We start from the raw sequence: 15171 nt of genomic DNA, 5'->3' as shown, positions 1-15171 counted from the left end.
CTTGGCGGGGCGGGGTTTCCGTGGAGGGGACAGTCAGGACGCGGGAAAGGCCTGCACCAGCCGGCCCCCCACGTGGTTGTCGACGGCGGCATGGTAGCTTTCCAGCGTGATGGCGGCTGTGCGGGCCCACCCTGAGTTCTGGGCCCTGATGGCAGCGGCCCGGCCCATGTCCTCGCGGGTGGCCGGATCGTCAGAGAGGGCCTCGAGGGCGTCAGCCCAGTCGGCGGCATGGTGGCCGTCAACCAGCAAACCGGTCCTGCCGTGGAAGATGGCCCGCGACAGCCCGCCAACCCGGGTGGCCACCACCGGTGTGCCGCAGGCCTGCGCCTCGAGTGCCACCAGCCCGAAGGATTCGCTGAAGGAGGGCATCACCACCACATCCGCGGCCCGGAACCAGGCCGCAAGCTCAGGTGCCTTCACCGGTGGAAGCTGCGTGACGACGTCGTCCATGTCCGCTTCCGAAACCAGCCGCCGGAGGTTGAACTCCTTGTTGCCGCTCAAGGACCCCAGGATGGTGACCCGGAGGTCGATGTCCGGGCGGCGCTTCCGCAGCAGCGCGGCGGCCTTGACCAGGACCTGGGGCCCCTTCAGCCGCTGGATGCGCCCGGCGAAGACCAGGTGGAACGTCCCGGGGTTGATGCCCCGTTCGGTCCTGGACCGCGCCCGGAAGGCAGGCGTGAAGGTGCCCAGGTCCACCCCGGGCGGGGCAATGTCGATCCGGTCATAGGTGGCGCCGTAGTGCGAGACAAGTTCGGCGGCCTCGGCACTGGTGTTGGCGATGAGCCGGGCAGCACCGTCCACGATGTTGTGCTCGCCCAGTTCCCGCCGCCGCGGCTCCGGCTGCTCACCGGATTCCAGCAGCAGGTTCTTGACCTTGGCCATGGTGTGCATGGTGTGCACCAGCGGGACACCCCACAGTTCCGACAGTTCCAGCCCCGCAATCCCGGAGACCCAGTAGTGGGAATGGATTACGTCGTAGCGCCCGTGGGGCTGCCGGCGCCGGATCTGTTCGATCTCGGCCACCATGCTGTGCAGCAGGCCCGGTAGCTCTTCCTTGGGGATCTTCTTGAGCGGCCCGGCCAGGACGTTGTGCACGCAGACGCCGGGATCGGGGTGCTCAACGGCGGGCTGGTTGGCCGAGGTGGAGCGGGTGAAGATTTCCACCTCGACACCGGCTTCAGCCAGCGCCGAGGCCAGTTCGCGGATGTACACGTTCATGCCGCCGGCGTCCCCGGACCCGGGCTGCTCCATGGGCGAGGTGTGGAGGGAGAGCAAAGCAACCCTGCGGATCAGTGCCACGGGACCTCCTTCCGGCTACCGGCATGGACGGGCAGCGCCGGTAGAGTGCGCATCCGATAAAACACTACTCCTCCCTCACGGTCCAGCCGGGCGCCAGAGGCGCCGGAGCGCGGGGAACTCCCGTTCGTAGCCCTCCAGCAAGGCCTGGGCCAGGTCCTCCGAAGCCACCAGCGGGTGCCCGGCGAACGCCGCGAGGGCGGCACCGCGGTCACCTTCGACGGCGGCCCGCACGGTGAGCCGCTCCACTTGCTTGACTTGGCGGAGCAGTCCCAGCTGCGGTCCCGGGGGAGCCTGCTGTGGCAGCGGCAGCGTGCCGTCGGCCGTCACCGTGCAGGGAACTTCGACGACGGCGTCCGCCGGCAGCCCCGGAAGGGCCGGTTCAGCGGCGGCCGGCCGGGCCGTGGTTGGGCCGGCGGCGTCCGTCCCGGGCACGGGGGAGTTGCGGGTGTTCAGGATCAGTTGTGTGTCACCGGTCCCCGACAGGGCACGCATGGCGGCGAGGGCCACCCGCTCGTAGCCTCCGCCGGCCAAATCGGCCTCGTCCCGTTCCTCGCCCCGGTTGCGTGCTTCGGCCAGGTAGCCCTCCTCGCGGGACCGGCGCGCTTCTTCCCAGAGCCGGAACGCACCGGCGCCGGCGGCGGCCAGCCGCGGATACAGCTCTTCCTGCTGGCTGTGGATGGTTTCGCCGCGGGTCCGTGCCATGGCGCGCATGGCCTCGCGGGCTGCGTCCTGCCGGTAGTAGTAATAGAGGTATTCGTTCGGCAGGGCGCCGAGGCCGGCCAGGAACGGCTGGGGGAAGAGCCGCCCCTCCTCGAACGAGGCCAGGGCGGCGGGGTCCGCGAGCAGCCGCGGCAGCACATCCTGCCCCCCGGACTCCAGCCGGTAGAGCCAGCCCAGATGGTTCAGGCCGTAGTAGCCCACGCCGTCGAGCCTTCCCTCCGGCAGCGGCACGCCGGCCGCCCGCGCCGCCCGCTGCACCAGGCCGCCTGCCGAGTCGCAGATCCCGAGGACCTTCCTGCCCAGCACGGGGAGCAGCGCCTCGGTGACCATGCCTGCGGGGTTGGTGAAGTTGATCAGCCAGGCGCCCGGGCAGTGCTCCTTCATCAGGCGTGCCAGGTTGAGCATGTGTGGGATTGTCCTCAGGGCGTAGGAGATTCCCCCGGGGCCGGTTGTTTCCTGCCCCAGCAGGCCGAGTCCTTGCGCCACTTTTTCGTCCGCCACCCGTCCTGCCGTGCCCCCGGGCCGGATGGCCGCGAACACCATCCCGGCACCCGCCAACGCCTGCGGCAGGTCTGTGGTGGCGTGGACCGGAACCCGCGCGCCGGAGCCGGCCGGCATGCTGTGCAGGACGGCGGTGACAGCCTTCAGCCGGGCGGGGTCGACGTCGTGCAGCACCAGACCGGTGACCAGCCCCGCGAAGCGGCCGGAGACCAGCGCCCGGTATATCAGCGGCACCCGGAAACCCCCGCCGCCGGCAATCAAAAGCCGCATAACCAGCAGTCTAGGCCCGTGCCCGGCAGGCCCCTACCGGATGTCGGCGGCAGGGCGTAGTGTGCGGACATGGACGCGATCCCAGCCCGCCCTTTCGACCCCCTGGCGGCGGTCCGGCCGCACTCCGCTCCCGGGTTTGACCTGCTGCTGGCCGGAACGGTTTTCCAGGACATCATTTTTACCGGGCTCCCGCATGCTCCCGAGCCCGGCACCGAAATCTGGAGCGACGGCATGGGCAGTTGCCCCGGAGGGGTGGCCAACCAGGCCATCGCGGCGGCACGGCTTGGGCTGCGGACCGGGCTGGCCGCGGCGTTTGGCGACGACGGCTACGGGGATTTCAACTGGAAGATCCTGTCCGGCCAGGAGCACGTGGACCTTACGCTCTCGCAAAAGGTGCCCGGCTGGCACTCACCCGTCACCGTCTCGCTCTGCGTGGAGAAGGACCGCTCCATGGTCACGCACGGGCACGCGGCGCCCGTCACTTCCTCGGAACTCATTGGCGAACCGCCGGCCGCGCTCGCCGGCATCGCGGAAGTAGGCACCGAGATCGAGCCCTGGGCCAAGGCGGCGCACCAGGCCGGGGTCAAGCTGTTCGGCGACGTCGGCTGGGACCCCAGCGGCGAATGGGCACCGGTCCGGCTGGACAACCTGCAGTACTTCCACGCGTTCCTGCCCAACCAGCGCGAGGCCATGGCGTTCACCGGGAAGGACGATCCCTGGGCTGCGCTGTATGCGCTCGCGGACCGGGTTCCGGTGGCCGTGGTGACGCTCGGCGCGCAGGGTGCCATGGCGGTGGACTCCGAAACAGGGGAAGAAGAATGGGTGCCCTCGCTTCCGGTCAAGGCCTTCGACCCCACCGGGGCGGGAGACTGTTTCGACGCCGCGTTCATTGTTGGCAGCCTGGCCGGCTGGCCGCTGGGGGATAGGCTGCGTTTCGCCAACCTCTGCGCCTCGCTGGCGGTGCAGGAAGTGGGCGGATCCCTGGCCGCCCCCGGCTGGGGGGACATTGCTGACTGGTGGAAGCGCGCCAACGCACGGCCGGAGCGGCAAATGAGCCAATGGCTGCGCCGGTTCGGCTTCCTGGCCGACATCATCCAGGATGTCCCGCTCGCAGCCCAGCGGAGGGCCGCAGCCACCATCGCCCACCTCTCGGACGCCTGACGATTATTCGGCCCGAAGCGCCAGCACTAGAATCACTAGGGTGACTTACCCCGCAACAACCGGCGAATTCAGTGCTGCCCCGGGAGACGGCTCCCGTTATGAACGGTCCGCCGTGATTGACCTCGACGCCATCAGGCACAATGTCCGCCGCCTTGCCGATGCCGCATCCCCGGCGAAAGTCATGGCCGTCGTCAAGGCAGATGCGTACGGGCACGGCGCCGTGCCGGTGGCGCGGGCGGCCCTGGAGGCAGGGGCGTCCTGGCTGGGCGTGGCCCACATCTCGGAGGCCCTGGCGCTCCGGGCCGCCGGCATTGATGCACCGCTGCTCGCCTGGCTGCACACCACGGAAAGCAACTTCGGCGCTGCCGTGGCTGCCGGCGTGGATATTGGCTGCTCCGGCTGGGAACTGGACCGCATAGTGGCCGCAGCGCGGGAACAGGAGCGGCCGGCCCGCATCCACCTGAAAGTGGACACCGGGCTGGGACGCAACGGAGCCGCCGTGGACAGCTGGGACCAGCTGGTGGGCGAGGCGATGGATTACCAGGACCAGGGCCTGCTCCGCGTGGTGGGCATCTTCTCCCACCTTGCCGTGGCCGACGAGCCGGAGCGCCCCGAGACCGACCAGCAGCTGGCCACCTTCCGGGAAGTCCTGGCCGTTGCGGAGGACGCTGGCGTGGACCCTGAGGTCCGCCACCTGGCCAACACCCCCGCAACTTTGTCCCGGCCCGATACCCACTTTGACCTGGTCCGCGTTGGCCTGGGCGTCTACGGGCTGTCCCCGTTCGCCGGGCAGAGTTCCGCCGAACTGGGGCTCCGCCCCGCCATGACGCTGCGGACCCTGGTGTCCCAGTGCAAGGAAGTGCCGGACGGGCAGGGCGTCTCCTACGGCCTGCACTACCGCACCAGGGGAGACAGCACGCTGGGCCTGATCCCGGTGGGTTATGCGGACGGGGTGCCGCGGTCCGCAACCGGCGGGCCCGTCCGGGTGGCCGGCATGACCTACCCCGTGGTGGGCCGTATTGCCATGGACCAGATGGTCATCGACCTCGGCCCCACCGGACTGGCGGGTGCGGACCTGCTGGGTGCCGAGGCGGAGCTGTTCGGGGACGGAGCCGACGGCGGCCCCACCGCCGATGACTGGGCGCGCGCCGCCGGAACCATCAATTACGAGATCGTCACCAGGATCAGCCCCAGGGTGCCGCGCCGCTTCATCAACGAAGAGGACCGAAGCCCCAAGGCCAGTCAGGAGAAACTTTCGTGACCACCAACGGCGGGTCCCCGCGGCCCAACTGGGAAACGACATTAACAGCGACGACGGCAGAGCAGACCCATGCGCTCGCCCTCCGTCTCGCGGCGGTCCTGGAAGCCGGGGACCTGCTGGTGCTCAGCGGCGAGCTGGGTGCCGGGAAAACCACGTTCACTCAGGGACTGGGGGAGGGCCTGGGCGTGCGGGAGGGCATCATTTCCCCCACCTTTGTCCTGGTGCGCATCCATCCCAACCTGCCGCACGGGCCGCGGCCCGGCGGCCCGGACCTGGTTCACGTGGATGCCTACCGGCTGGACTCAGCCGCGGAAATTGACGACATCGACCTGGAAAACACCATGGACTCCTCCGTTACGGTAGTGGAGTGGGGCCGGGACCGGGTGGAGCACCTCAGCGAAAGCAGGCTGGAAATCGATTTGCACCGCGCATTTGGACTCGACGACGGGCGGCCTTCCGCCAGCCTGGACTTCGACACTGAGGATGCGGACGAGCCCCGCACCATCGTGATGCGCGGGTATGGCCCGCGGTGGCCCCAGTCCCCGGAACTCGGTGCTGCCAGGGAAGAGGCCCGCTGATGCTGATCCTGGCCATCGATACCTCCGCCGTTGCCAGTGCCGCCCTGGTTTCGGATGCCGTGCCGGAAAGCGTGCTCGCCAGCTTCTCCACCGAGGACACCCGGAGCCATGCCGAGGTGCTTGCCCCGGGGATCGAGGAGATGCTCGCAGAAGCAGGCGTGACCGGCAAGCACATCGACGCCCTGGTGGTGGGGGTCGGCCCCGGGCCGTTCACCGGACTGCGGTCCGGAATCGCCACCGCACGGACCCTGGCTTTCGTCTGGGGCAAACCGTTGTACGGACTGGTCAGCCTGGACGCCATGGCCCTGGAAGTGGCGGAATCCGGCGCAGCCGTCCCCGAGTTCCTGGTGGCCACGGACGCGCGGCGCAAAGAGGTCTACTGGGCGCGCTACAGCCTGGCCGAAGGCAGGCTTCCCGTCCTGGAGGACGGCCCGCATGTCAGCTTCGCCGCCGACCTGCCAAACCTGCCCGCCTTCGGTGCCGGCGCCGGCCTTTACTCGGATGCGCTGGACGCCCACCCCGACTTCGCGCAGGAACAGCCGGATGCCCTGTACCTGGGCCAGTTCGCGCTGGCGCGGCTCTCGGCTGGAAACGGGCTTCCCGACTCCACGCCGCTGTACCTCCGGGAGTCCGACGCGCAGGTCCCCGGACCACGGAAGAGGGCGCTGTGAAGCACGCATCCGGCCGCCCCGGCGCGGACGTGACGGTCCGGGACATGACGCTGGACGATGTCCCCGCGGTCAGCGCCCTGGAACAGCGGCTCTTCCCGGTGGATGCCTGGCCCCTCCAGATGTTCCGCGACGAGCTGTCCCAGCCGGAAACCCGCCGCTACCTGGTGGCGCAGGGCAGCGACGGCATCGTGGGCTACGCCGGCCTGATGTGCATCGAGCCCATCGCGGACGTCCAGACCATCGCCGTCGTCCCCGAATATGAGGGCCGGGGCATCGGCACCACGCTGCTCACCACCCTCATCGAGGAGGCCCGGCGCAGGCGGGCGGCGGACGTCCTCCTGGAAGTCCGCGCGGACAACCCGCGGGCGCAGCAGTTGTACGTCCGGTTCGGCTTTGAGCAGATCCACATCCGCCCCCGGTACTACCGCGACGGCGTCGACGCCCTGATCATGCGCCTTCAGCTCGCGGATGCACCCGGCGGGGGAACGGCACACGGAACAACCACGGAAGGACCCCGGCCATGAACCGCTCGCAGCCGCTGGTGCTGGGCATTGAGTCGTCCTGCGACGAGACCGGGGTGGGCATCGTGCGCGGAACCACGCTGCTGACCAACACCGTCTCCTCCTCGATGGACGAACACGTCCGTTTCGGCGGCGTCATCCCTGAAATCGCCTCGCGGGCCCATCTTGACGCCTTTGTTCCCACCCTGGAGCAGGCGCTTGCCGAAGCCGGCGTGGCCCTCGACGACGTGGACGCGATCGCGGTCACCTCCGGGCCCGGCCTGGCCGGCGCGCTCATGGTGGGAGTCTGCGCCGCCAAGGCCCTGGCCGTGGCCACGGGCAAGCCCCTGTACGCCATCAACCACCTCGTGGCCCACGTCGGGGTGGGGCTGCTGGACGACCGGAAAACGGGCAAAAAGCAGGTCCTCCCGGAGAACCTCGGCGCCCTGCTGGTCTCCGGCGGCCACACCGAAATCCTGCGGATCAACAGCATCACCGACGACGTGGAGCTGCTGGGTTCCACCATCGACGACGCCGCCGGCGAAGCCTACGACAAGGTGGCCCGCATCCTGGGCCTCGGCTATCCGGGAGGTCCGGCCATCGACAAGGTGGCCCGCACCGGCAACCCGAAGTCCATCCGCTTCCCCCGGGGTCTCAGCCAGCCCAAGTACATGGGCACCGCCGAGGAGCCCGGCAAGCACCGGTACGACTGGTCCTTCAGCGGCCTCAAGACCGCGGTGGCCCGGTGCGTGGAGCAGTTCGAGGCGCGCGGGGAGGACATTCCGGTGGCTGACATCGCTGCGGCCTTCCAGGAAGCCGTGGTGGACATCATTTCCTCCAAGGCCGTGCTGGCCTGCCGGGAACAGGGCATCAAGGACGTGCTCCTGGGCGGCGGGGTGGCGGCAAACTCACGCCTCCGCGAGCTGACCGGCCAGCGCTGCGCCTCCGCCGGGATCAGGCTGCACGTGCCGCCGCTGGACCTGTGCACGGACAACGGCGCCATGGTGGCGGCCCTGGGCGCCCAGCTGGTGATGGCCGGAGTGGAACCCAGCGGCATCCGCTTCGCGCCGGATTCCTCGATGCCGGTCACGTCGGTGTCCCTGCCCGCCTGAGGAAGGCCGGACTCCCGGACACCCGGTGAACCGTCGCGGGGCACTTTGGGGGCCTCGCCGTCGTACATCACGACGGCGGCCGGCGTGTCCCGTGTCGAAGTGCCCCGTTTCGGGCGGGCCGGGTCAGGCGGTGGGGCCGTTGCGCATCTGCTTGACCAGGTCCAGCACCACAGCCTGGAGGTCCCCGCCGTGTTCAGCCGCCACCCGGCGCTGGCGCTGGTAACCGGCGCCGCGGCGGATGATCTTCTCGACGTCCGCCAGTTCGTTCGTGCAGCGCAGCTTGGCGGCCACGGGCTCGAGCCGGTTGAGGGTTTCCAGCAGGTGCTCGGTGACCAGCTGCTCCTTGCCCGCTGCGTCCAGGATAATGATGGCGTCCATGCCGTAGCGGGCAGCGCGCCACTTGTTTTCCTGGACGTGCCAGGGCGGCATGGTGGCAATGGTCCCGCCGTTGTCCAGGGTGGTGGAGAACTCGTCCACCAGGCACTGGGTGAGGGCTGCGATGGCGCCCACTTCCTCCAGGGTGGCCAGGCCGTCGCAGATCCGCATCTCGATGGTGCCGAGGTTCGGCACCGGCCTGATGTCCCAGCGGATCTCGGAGAGGGTGTCGATCACGCCGGTGGTGAACATGTCCTGCACATAGGACTCGTATTCCTCCCAGGTTTGGAACTGGAAGGGCAGGCCGGCGGTGGGGAGCTGCTGGAACATCAGGGCACGCTGGGACGCGTAGCCGGTGTCCTCGCCGCCCCAGAACGGGCTGGATGCTGACAGCGCCTGGAAGTGCGGGAAGTAGTTGACCAGCCCGTCCAGCACGGGCAGCACCTTGTCCCTGCGGTCCAGCCCCACGTGGACGTGCACGCCGTAGATGACCATCTGCCGGCCCCACCACTGGGTGCGGTCAATGAGTTTCGCGTAGCGTGCCTTGTCCGTGACCGGCTGCAGCTGCGGCGGGCTGAACGGGTGGCTTCCGGCGCAAAACAGTTCAACGCCCATGGGGTCGGTGATCTCGCGCACCGCGGTCAGCGAACGGCTAAGGTCTTCCTTGGCTTCGGCCGCGGTTTCGCAGATACCGGTCACCAGTTCCACGGTGTTCAGCAGGAGTTCCTGCTTGATGTGCGGATGCTCGTCGTCTTCGTTCAGTTCGGGGTGGCGGGAAGCGACGCCGCGGAGCACCTCGTTGGCCACGGAGGCGAGTTCGCCCGTCCGGCCGTCCACCAGCGCGAGTTCCCATTCAACACCAAGGGTTGACTGCCTTGATGTAGCGAAGTCGATCTTCACGCATGTCCTAACTGTCCTGTTTGCCGCTGGCTCACGCCGTCACTGACAGGCTGCTGCCGGCAGGCGAACGGGTGGTTCAAGTCTAGTGCAGGGGTAGCATCGTATTGATGGCCTTGTTCCGACCCCTGCGTGACAGTCTTCACAAATCCCTTCCCTTCATCGCGGCAGCCTCCGCCGCCCTGGCCCTGGCGTCCTGCACCGCAGCGCCGGGCCCTGTCCCGTCGCCGGCCCCGACCACCCTGCCCGCCGCCTCCGCCACTGCCACGCCAAGCACGACGGCGGCCCCCGCCACGCCCTCCCCGTCACCTGATCCCGGTACCCGGCCGCTGGGCTGGGGGCCCGAACAGCGCGACCAGGATGCGGCCGCTGCGGCGGTGGCAGCGATGAGCACCGAGGAGAAGGCCGGGCAGGTCCTCCTTCCGTTCTTCAAGGGCAAGGAGGTGGAGGCCCACGCAGCCGTCATCGAGAGGCTGCACCTTGCCGGGTCCATCATCATGGGCGACAACGTTCCGTTGGATCCCCAGGGCAGGATGGACGTGCACGGCATGGCGGCCATCAACCAGCGGCTGGCGGCGGCAGCCGGGGGACGGCCGTGGCCCGGGATCATCGCCGTGGACCAGGAAGGCGGCCAGGTTGCCCGGCTCGGCCTGCCCCTGACCGAATGGCCAACGCCCATGAGTTACGGCGCCGCGGGCAGCGTGCCGCTGGCCAGGGAAGCGGGGCAGGGCCTGGCCGCGGAACTGGTGCCGCTCGGGTTCAACCTCGATTTCGCCCCCGGCACGGACGTCACCATCGGGCCCGGCGATCCCACCATTGGCGCCCGGTCCATGTCCGCGGACCCTGATGCTGCCGCCTCCCTCGGCGTCGCCTTCTCGCAGGGGATGCTCGCCGCCGGAGTACTGCCGGCCGTGAAGCACTTCCCGGGGCACGGCTCCGTGACGGTCGATTCCCACCACAGCCTCCCGGCGCAGCCCTCAACGCTCGCCGAGCTCAGCGGCCGCGACTGGAAGCCCTTCAAGGCCGCCATCGACGCCGGATCGCCGATGGTGATGACCGGGCACATCGCGGTCCCGGCGCTGGAACCCGGCGTCCCGGCGTCGCTCTCCGGCCCCTCCTACGCCGCGCTGCGGGGACTCGGCTTCAAGGGCGTGGCGGTAACGGACGCCCTGAACATGGGCGCCGTGACCAAGCAGTACCCGGGCGGCACCGCCGCGGTGATGGCGCTCGCTGCCGGCGCGGACCTTCTGCTGATGCCCGCCGACGTGGCGCAGGCACACGCCGCCATTGTCCAGGCCGTGGCCTCGGGCACCCTGCCCCCGGAGCGGCTGGACGAGGCAGCCCGCCGGGTGGCCACCATGATGGCCTGGCATGGCCGCACAGCCACGGCGGCCGGCGCACCGGCGGGAAGCGGCGGAGCCCTGTCCGGCCACGTCTCCGCGTCAGCTGTCACCGTGCTCTCCGGACCCTGCAGCGGGCCGCTGGTTTCCGGTGCGGTGCGGGTTGACGGCGGCTCGCCGGCGGACAGGGCACGCTTCGAGGCAGCCGCGGCCAGGGCAGGACTCGCACTGGGCTCCGGGCCGCTGGTCAGCCTCATCGGCTACGGCGGCCGCGGCGCGGGAGGGGACATTGCCGTGGCCCTGGACGCCCCCTGGCCGCTGCGGGACTCCACCGCGCCGGTGAAGGTGGCCCTCTACGGCCGGAGCGACGGCGCCTTCGATGCCCTCGCCGCTGTGCTGGCCGGGAAGGCGGGCGCGCCGGGAAAGCTGCCGGCCGCCGTCGGAAACTTCCCGGCGGGAACCGGCTGCCCCTGACCCCAACTAAGTAGCAGCAGATGTCCTTTTGGGGCCCGATACCGACATCTGCTGCTACTTAGTTGGGAGGGAACGCGTTTAATGGTCAGGTGCCCATTCTGAATAAAGACATGACCCTCTGCATCTCGCTCTCGGCCCGGCCCAGCAACAACGGGACCCGCTTCCACAACCACCTTTACGAACAGCTGGACCTCAACTGGATCTATAAGGCCTTCGCCCCCACCAGCCTTGAACAGGCCATCGCCGGGGTCCGCGGCCTGGGCATCCGCGGTTGCGCCATCTCCATGCCCTACAAGGAGGACGTGATCGCGCTGGTGGACGAGATGGATCCTTCCGCGAAGGCCATCGACTCCGTCAACACCATCGTGAACACGGACGGGCACTTGAAGGCCTACAACACGGACTACACCGCCATCGAGCAGCTCCTGGCCACCAACAAGGTGCCCACCAGCTATTCGGTCCTGGTCCAGGGAGCGGGCGGCATGGCCAAGGCCACCGTCGCGGCGCTCCGGGACGCCGGCTTCACGGATGTCACGGTCATCGCCCGGAACGAAACGACCGGCCGCGCGCTGGCAGAGCAGTACGGGTTCCGGTGGCAGGCAGCGCTCGACGGCGGGACGGCGGACTTGATCATTAACGTCACGCCCATCGGTATGGCAGGAGGTATGGCAGGAGGCATGGCGGGCGGGGCGGAAGCCGACGCGCTCGCCTTCCCCCAGGAAACCATTGACGCCGCCCGGACGGTTTTCGACGTTGTGGCGCTGCCGGCCGAAACCCCGCTGGTCAGGGCGGCGCGGGCCGCGGGAAAGCCGGTGATCACTGGGGCGGAGGTGGCAACCATCCAGGCCCTTGAACAGTTTGTGCTTTACACCGGCGTGCGGCCCGCCGCGGAGCAGGTCCGCGCTGCGGAGGAGTTCATGCGCGCACAGTAGCCTTACTGGACGGGCTCCACCACGATGGCCACCCGGTCCTCCCCAATACGGGTCAGGACCAGGGTGGCTGTCTTGTTTCCGGACTTCCTGCCGGCTGTGTTCTTCCCGCCCGTGTTCTTCCCGCTTGGGAGGAGCTGCTTGCGGAGTTCCTCGGGCGTGACGGCGGTGCCGCGCTTCTTGATGTCCAGCACGCCGATGCCGTTGTCCTTCACCCAGGCCTTGAGCGCCTTGACGTTGTACGGCATCACGTCCAGGACCTTATAGGCGCGGGCAAAAGGTGTGTCCACCAGTTCCGGCGCACACACATAGGCGATGTGCTCATCCACCAGGTGTCCGCCGAGCTGCAGCGCAACATCGGCCACCAGCCCGGCGCGGATCACCGCGCCGTCGGGTTCGTACAGGTAGCCCTCCACCGGACCCACCGAAGCCGTGGGGCCGGCGCCGAAGTCTTCGCCGCTGGTCAGCTCCGCCGCGCCCTGGGCACCGAGGACCAGCGCGGCCCGGCGGACACCGGGGCGCCGCACGGCGTTGAACCACAGCGCAACCTCCGTCACATCCCCGGCCACGGAGACCCACTGCGCTTCGCAGCCGGCCGGGACGGAATCGTGCGGCATGCCCGGCCCCATCTTGACGCCCACGGCCAGGCCGGAGGCCGCCAGGTTCTCAACGAAGGACAGTGGCGGGGAAAAGGCCTCGGGGTCCCAGATCCGCTTGGTGCCGGACGTGGAGGTGACGCGGCGCGCCGGGTCCAGCCAGACGCCGTCGATCCCGTCCAGCGGCACTGCCGTGGCATCCGCATGGACCACGGTGGCGTTGGGGAAGGGGATCAGGTTGACGGTGGCGCACGCGGCGGTGGTCTCATCCATCTCCACGGCGGTGACAGTGATGTCCATGGAGGCCAGTGCCAGGGAGTCAGCGGCCAGCCCGCAGCCAAGGTCGGCAACGTGACGGATTCCTGCCTCCGCGAACCGCTGGGCGTGGCGTGCTGCAACGTTGAGCCGGGTTGCCTGTTCCAGTCCGGCCTGGGTGAACAGCATGCTCCGGGCAAACTCACCGAACTTGGCGGCAGCCCTGGTGCGGAGCCTGGACTGGGTCAGGACGGCGGAAACCAGTTCGGGGGAGTGGCCGGCCTTGCGCAGGGCCGAGTTCAGCTCGAAGGACTTCTCCTCCTGGTAGGGGCCCAGGGACGCCAGAAGCTCCCAGCCTTCAGGGGTGAGCAGTGGTGCGATCTGGTCCTGGGGAGCTTGAGCCATGGGTTCCAGCCTAGTGGAGGAGCGGCATGCCGGCGGCCGATAGTGTTGAAGCCATGAACGACAGTGCAGGTTCCCCGCAGTCCCATCAGCACCACCCGGGGGGCCTGGCGCGGTTCGCCCGCCCGGCACTGATTGCCAGTGCAGTGGTGGCCGTGGTGTGCATCGCGCTGCTTGTGATCATCTTCTTCCTGGACGCTTTCAATGCCACTGTGTATTCCGTGGGCGGCAACAGCATCCAGGATGACACCCAGGAGGCGCAGGACATCCGCGGGCTGTACGCCGGAGCCCGCGCTGGAAGCATCTTCTTCCTGGTTGCCTCGCTCATGGTGGCCGCGGCCGCCGCGGTGCTGCTTTACCGCGGACGGAACTCAGCGGGCGAGGATGAGGGCGACGGCGGGGAGGACGTCGACTTCGAGGACCTGGGCCGCTGAGGTGCTTTTCCTCCGGCACTGGTCAGCAGGACCCCTGAGATGACCAGGATGCCGCCCAGGACCTGGGGGACCGTGACGGGCTGGCCCAGCGCCACCGTGATGACCGCGGTAAACACGGCAATGAGGTTGAGGTAGTTTCCGGCATTCGCCGCAGTGGTGCGCTTCAGCGCCAGGTTCCACAGCAGGTAGGAACCCAGCGAGGGGAACAGGACGATGTAGGCCAAGGACCAGCCCTCCGCGGCCGTTGCCGGCAGCCCCGCCCCCGTGGCTGCGGCGAAGGGGACCAGGAAGACCGCCGCCACGGCCACTTGCAGCGCGGTGGACGTGATTGCCGGGACGGACAGCCTGCGGGCGGTGATCGTGTAGAAGCCCCACACGGTGATGGCCGCGACAATCAGCAACTCGCCGGCATCGATCGAAAAGGTCAGCAGCCGCTCCAGCTCGCCGCCGGTGAGGACCAAAAGGACGCCGCACAGGCCCAGCGCAATCCCCGCCCAGCCCAGGGGGCGCGGCCTGTCCCGGAGCAGGACCACTGCCAGGACCATGATGAGGGCGGGGTTCGCGGCGGTTACAAGGGAAGCGTTCAGGGCCGAGGTGTGGCCCAGGGCGCTGTAAAGCAGCAGGGTGTAAGCGCTCATCCCCAGGCAGCTCAGGAGCAGGAGGGCCGGCCAGTGGCGCAGGACAGCGCGCCAGTCCGGCTTTTCCACCAGCTGCGCCAGGACCAGCAGCGGCGCGGCGGCCAGGGCCCACCGCCAGAACGTCAGCTGGAGGGGCTCCATGGTTTTCATGGCAGCCTGGCCAACAACGAAGTTGCCCGCCCAGAAGAGGGTGGCAAGAGTCAGGTAAATGGCGGCTCGCACCCGGCCAATTTACACGCAGTCACGTTCCGCCCATGACGAAACTCTGGCACTCGCCTTGACCGAGTGCTAACCCTTGCATACAGTCTCTATTAGCACTCTCCCTCGGAGGGTGCTAACACATGAAGAGCTGCCAGCCAGGCTGCCGCCGGCACCGCGACGACGGTTTGCCAGCCACGGCGGAAAGCTTTCCAGTCCACGAATTTGCTGACGAAGAAGGAGAGGTCCGAGTGTCGGTCTCTATTAAGCCTCTTGAGGATCGTATTGTTGTCCGCCCGCTCGAAGCCGAGCAGACCACGGCTTCCGGCCTGGTGATCCCGGACTCCGCACAGGAGAAGCCGCAGGAAGGCGAAGTTGTTGCAGTTGGCCCCGGCCGCTTTGAAGACGGCAACCGCGTTCCTGTCGACGTAGCCGTCGGCGACGTCGTTATCTACTCCAAGTACGGCGGAACCGAAGTCAAGACCGGCGGCACCGAGTACCTCGTGCTCTCCGCCCGCGACGTCCTGGCGATCGTCGTAAAGTAACTCTCCGGATCCCCG

Annotated in this window: 15 protein-coding genes; 10 read left to right on the top strand and 5 right to left on the bottom strand. The window is 68.8% G+C overall.

The window, feature by feature from the left end; genetic code table 11:
• Positions 1–33 precede the first annotated feature (33 nt).
• Together mshA and ABRP28_RS09015 are read right to left on the bottom strand one after the other, a co-directional pair.
• Positions 34–1299, bottom strand: a complete 1266-nt coding sequence (mshA, locus tag ABRP28_RS09020; RefSeq protein WP_350002000.1) for a D-inositol-3-phosphate glycosyltransferase — start codon at positions 1297–1299, stop codon at positions 34–36.
• Between the two features lie 75 nt (positions 1300–1374).
• Positions 1375–2790, bottom strand: coding sequence for a 6-phospho-beta-glucosidase (locus ABRP28_RS09015; protein ID WP_350001999.1), 1416 nt, complete (start codon positions 2788–2790; stop codon positions 1375–1377).
• A 69-nt stretch (positions 2791–2859) separates the two neighbouring features.
• Between ABRP28_RS09015 and ABRP28_RS09010 the strand changes: the two genes are divergently transcribed.
• From ABRP28_RS09010 to tsaD, 6 genes are read left to right on the top strand one after another with little or no spacing between them, the layout of a single operon-like run.
• Positions 2860–3951: a carbohydrate kinase family protein gene (locus ABRP28_RS09010; protein WP_350001997.1), complete on the top strand. Its 1092-nt coding sequence runs from the start codon at positions 2860–2862 to the stop codon at positions 3949–3951.
• Positions 3952–3991: 40 nt separating this feature from the next.
• Positions 3992–5212, top strand: a complete 1221-nt coding sequence (alr, locus tag ABRP28_RS09005) for an alanine racemase (RefSeq protein WP_350001995.1) — start codon at positions 3992–3994, stop codon at positions 5210–5212.
• Positions 5209–5790 (top strand): tRNA (adenosine(37)-N6)-threonylcarbamoyltransferase complex ATPase subunit type 1 TsaE, encoded by a 582-nt coding sequence (gene tsaE, locus ABRP28_RS09000; RefSeq protein WP_350001993.1) that lies wholly within the window; start codon positions 5209–5211, stop codon positions 5788–5790. The genes alr and tsaE overlap by 4 nt, the downstream gene beginning before the upstream one ends.
• Positions 5790–6461, top strand: a complete 672-nt coding sequence (tsaB, locus tag ABRP28_RS08995; protein ID WP_350001992.1) for a tRNA (adenosine(37)-N6)-threonylcarbamoyltransferase complex dimerization subunit type 1 TsaB — start codon at positions 5790–5792, stop codon at positions 6459–6461. The genes tsaE and tsaB overlap by 1 nt, the downstream gene beginning before the upstream one ends.
• A gap of 44 nt (positions 6462–6505) precedes the next feature.
• The gene (rimI, locus tag ABRP28_RS08990; RefSeq protein ID WP_350002140.1) at positions 6506–6985 is read left to right on the top strand and encodes a ribosomal protein S18-alanine N-acetyltransferase; all 480 of its coding nucleotides are present in this window, start codon (positions 6506–6508) and stop codon (positions 6983–6985) included.
• Positions 6982–8073 (top strand): tRNA (adenosine(37)-N6)-threonylcarbamoyltransferase complex transferase subunit TsaD, encoded by a 1092-nt coding sequence (tsaD, locus tag ABRP28_RS08985; RefSeq protein ID WP_350001990.1) that lies wholly within the window; start codon positions 6982–6984, stop codon positions 8071–8073. The genes rimI and tsaD overlap by 4 nt, the downstream gene beginning before the upstream one ends.
• Positions 8074–8196: 123 nt before the next feature.
• Here the strand turns inward: tsaD and ABRP28_RS08980 are convergent, their stop codons facing one another.
• Complete coding sequence (locus ABRP28_RS08980; RefSeq protein ID WP_350001989.1) at positions 8197–9348, bottom strand: glutamate--cysteine ligase; 1152 nt, start codon at positions 9346–9348, stop codon at positions 8197–8199.
• Positions 9349–9731: 383 nt separating this feature from the next.
• On the opposite strand from ABRP28_RS08980, the gene ABRP28_RS08975 reads away from it, so the two are divergent.
• Together ABRP28_RS08975 and ABRP28_RS08970 are read left to right on the top strand one after the other, a co-directional pair.
• Positions 9732–11159, top strand: a complete 1428-nt coding sequence (locus tag ABRP28_RS08975) for a glycoside hydrolase family 3 N-terminal domain-containing protein (RefSeq protein ID WP_350002139.1) — start codon at positions 9732–9734, stop codon at positions 11157–11159.
• Between the two features lie 89 nt (positions 11160–11248).
• On the top strand, positions 11249–12091 hold the full coding sequence (locus tag ABRP28_RS08970) for a shikimate 5-dehydrogenase (protein ID WP_350001988.1): 843 nt from the start codon (positions 11249–11251) through the stop codon (positions 12089–12091).
• A gap of 2 nt (positions 12092–12093) precedes the next feature.
• On the opposite strand, the gene ABRP28_RS08965 is transcribed toward ABRP28_RS08970, so the two are convergent.
• The gene (locus tag ABRP28_RS08965) at positions 12094–13344 is read right to left on the bottom strand and encodes a class I SAM-dependent methyltransferase (RefSeq protein ID WP_350001986.1); all 1251 of its coding nucleotides are present in this window, start codon (positions 13342–13344) and stop codon (positions 12094–12096) included.
• A 53-nt stretch (positions 13345–13397) separates the two neighbouring features.
• Between ABRP28_RS08965 and ABRP28_RS08960 the strand changes: the two genes are divergently transcribed.
• Positions 13398–13775 (top strand): hypothetical protein, encoded by a 378-nt coding sequence (locus ABRP28_RS08960; RefSeq protein WP_350001984.1) that lies wholly within the window; start codon positions 13398–13400, stop codon positions 13773–13775.
• On the opposite strand, the gene ABRP28_RS08955 is transcribed toward ABRP28_RS08960, so the two are convergent.
• Positions 13697–14635 carry a DMT family transporter gene (locus tag ABRP28_RS08955; protein WP_350001982.1) on the bottom strand — a complete coding sequence of 313 codons (939 nt, stop codon included), beginning with the start codon at positions 14633–14635 and terminating at the stop codon, positions 13697–13699. The two genes, ABRP28_RS08960 and ABRP28_RS08955, sit on opposite strands and share 79 nt — an antisense overlap.
• A 227-nt stretch (positions 14636–14862) precedes the next feature.
• On the opposite strand from ABRP28_RS08955, the gene groES reads away from it, so the two are divergent.
• On the top strand, positions 14863–15156 hold the full coding sequence (groES, locus tag ABRP28_RS08950; protein WP_003805290.1) for a co-chaperone GroES: 294 nt from the start codon (positions 14863–14865) through the stop codon (positions 15154–15156).
• Positions 15157–15171: the final 15 nt, after the last annotated feature.

Origin of the sequence: Pseudarthrobacter sp. WHRI 8279, from assembly GCF_040224115.2 — a bacterium.
GTDB lineage: Bacteria > Actinomycetota > Actinomycetes > Actinomycetales > Micrococcaceae > Arthrobacter.
The sequence above is the reverse complement of the archived record's forward strand: the minus strand, read 5'-3'. Positions and strand labels throughout refer to the sequence as shown.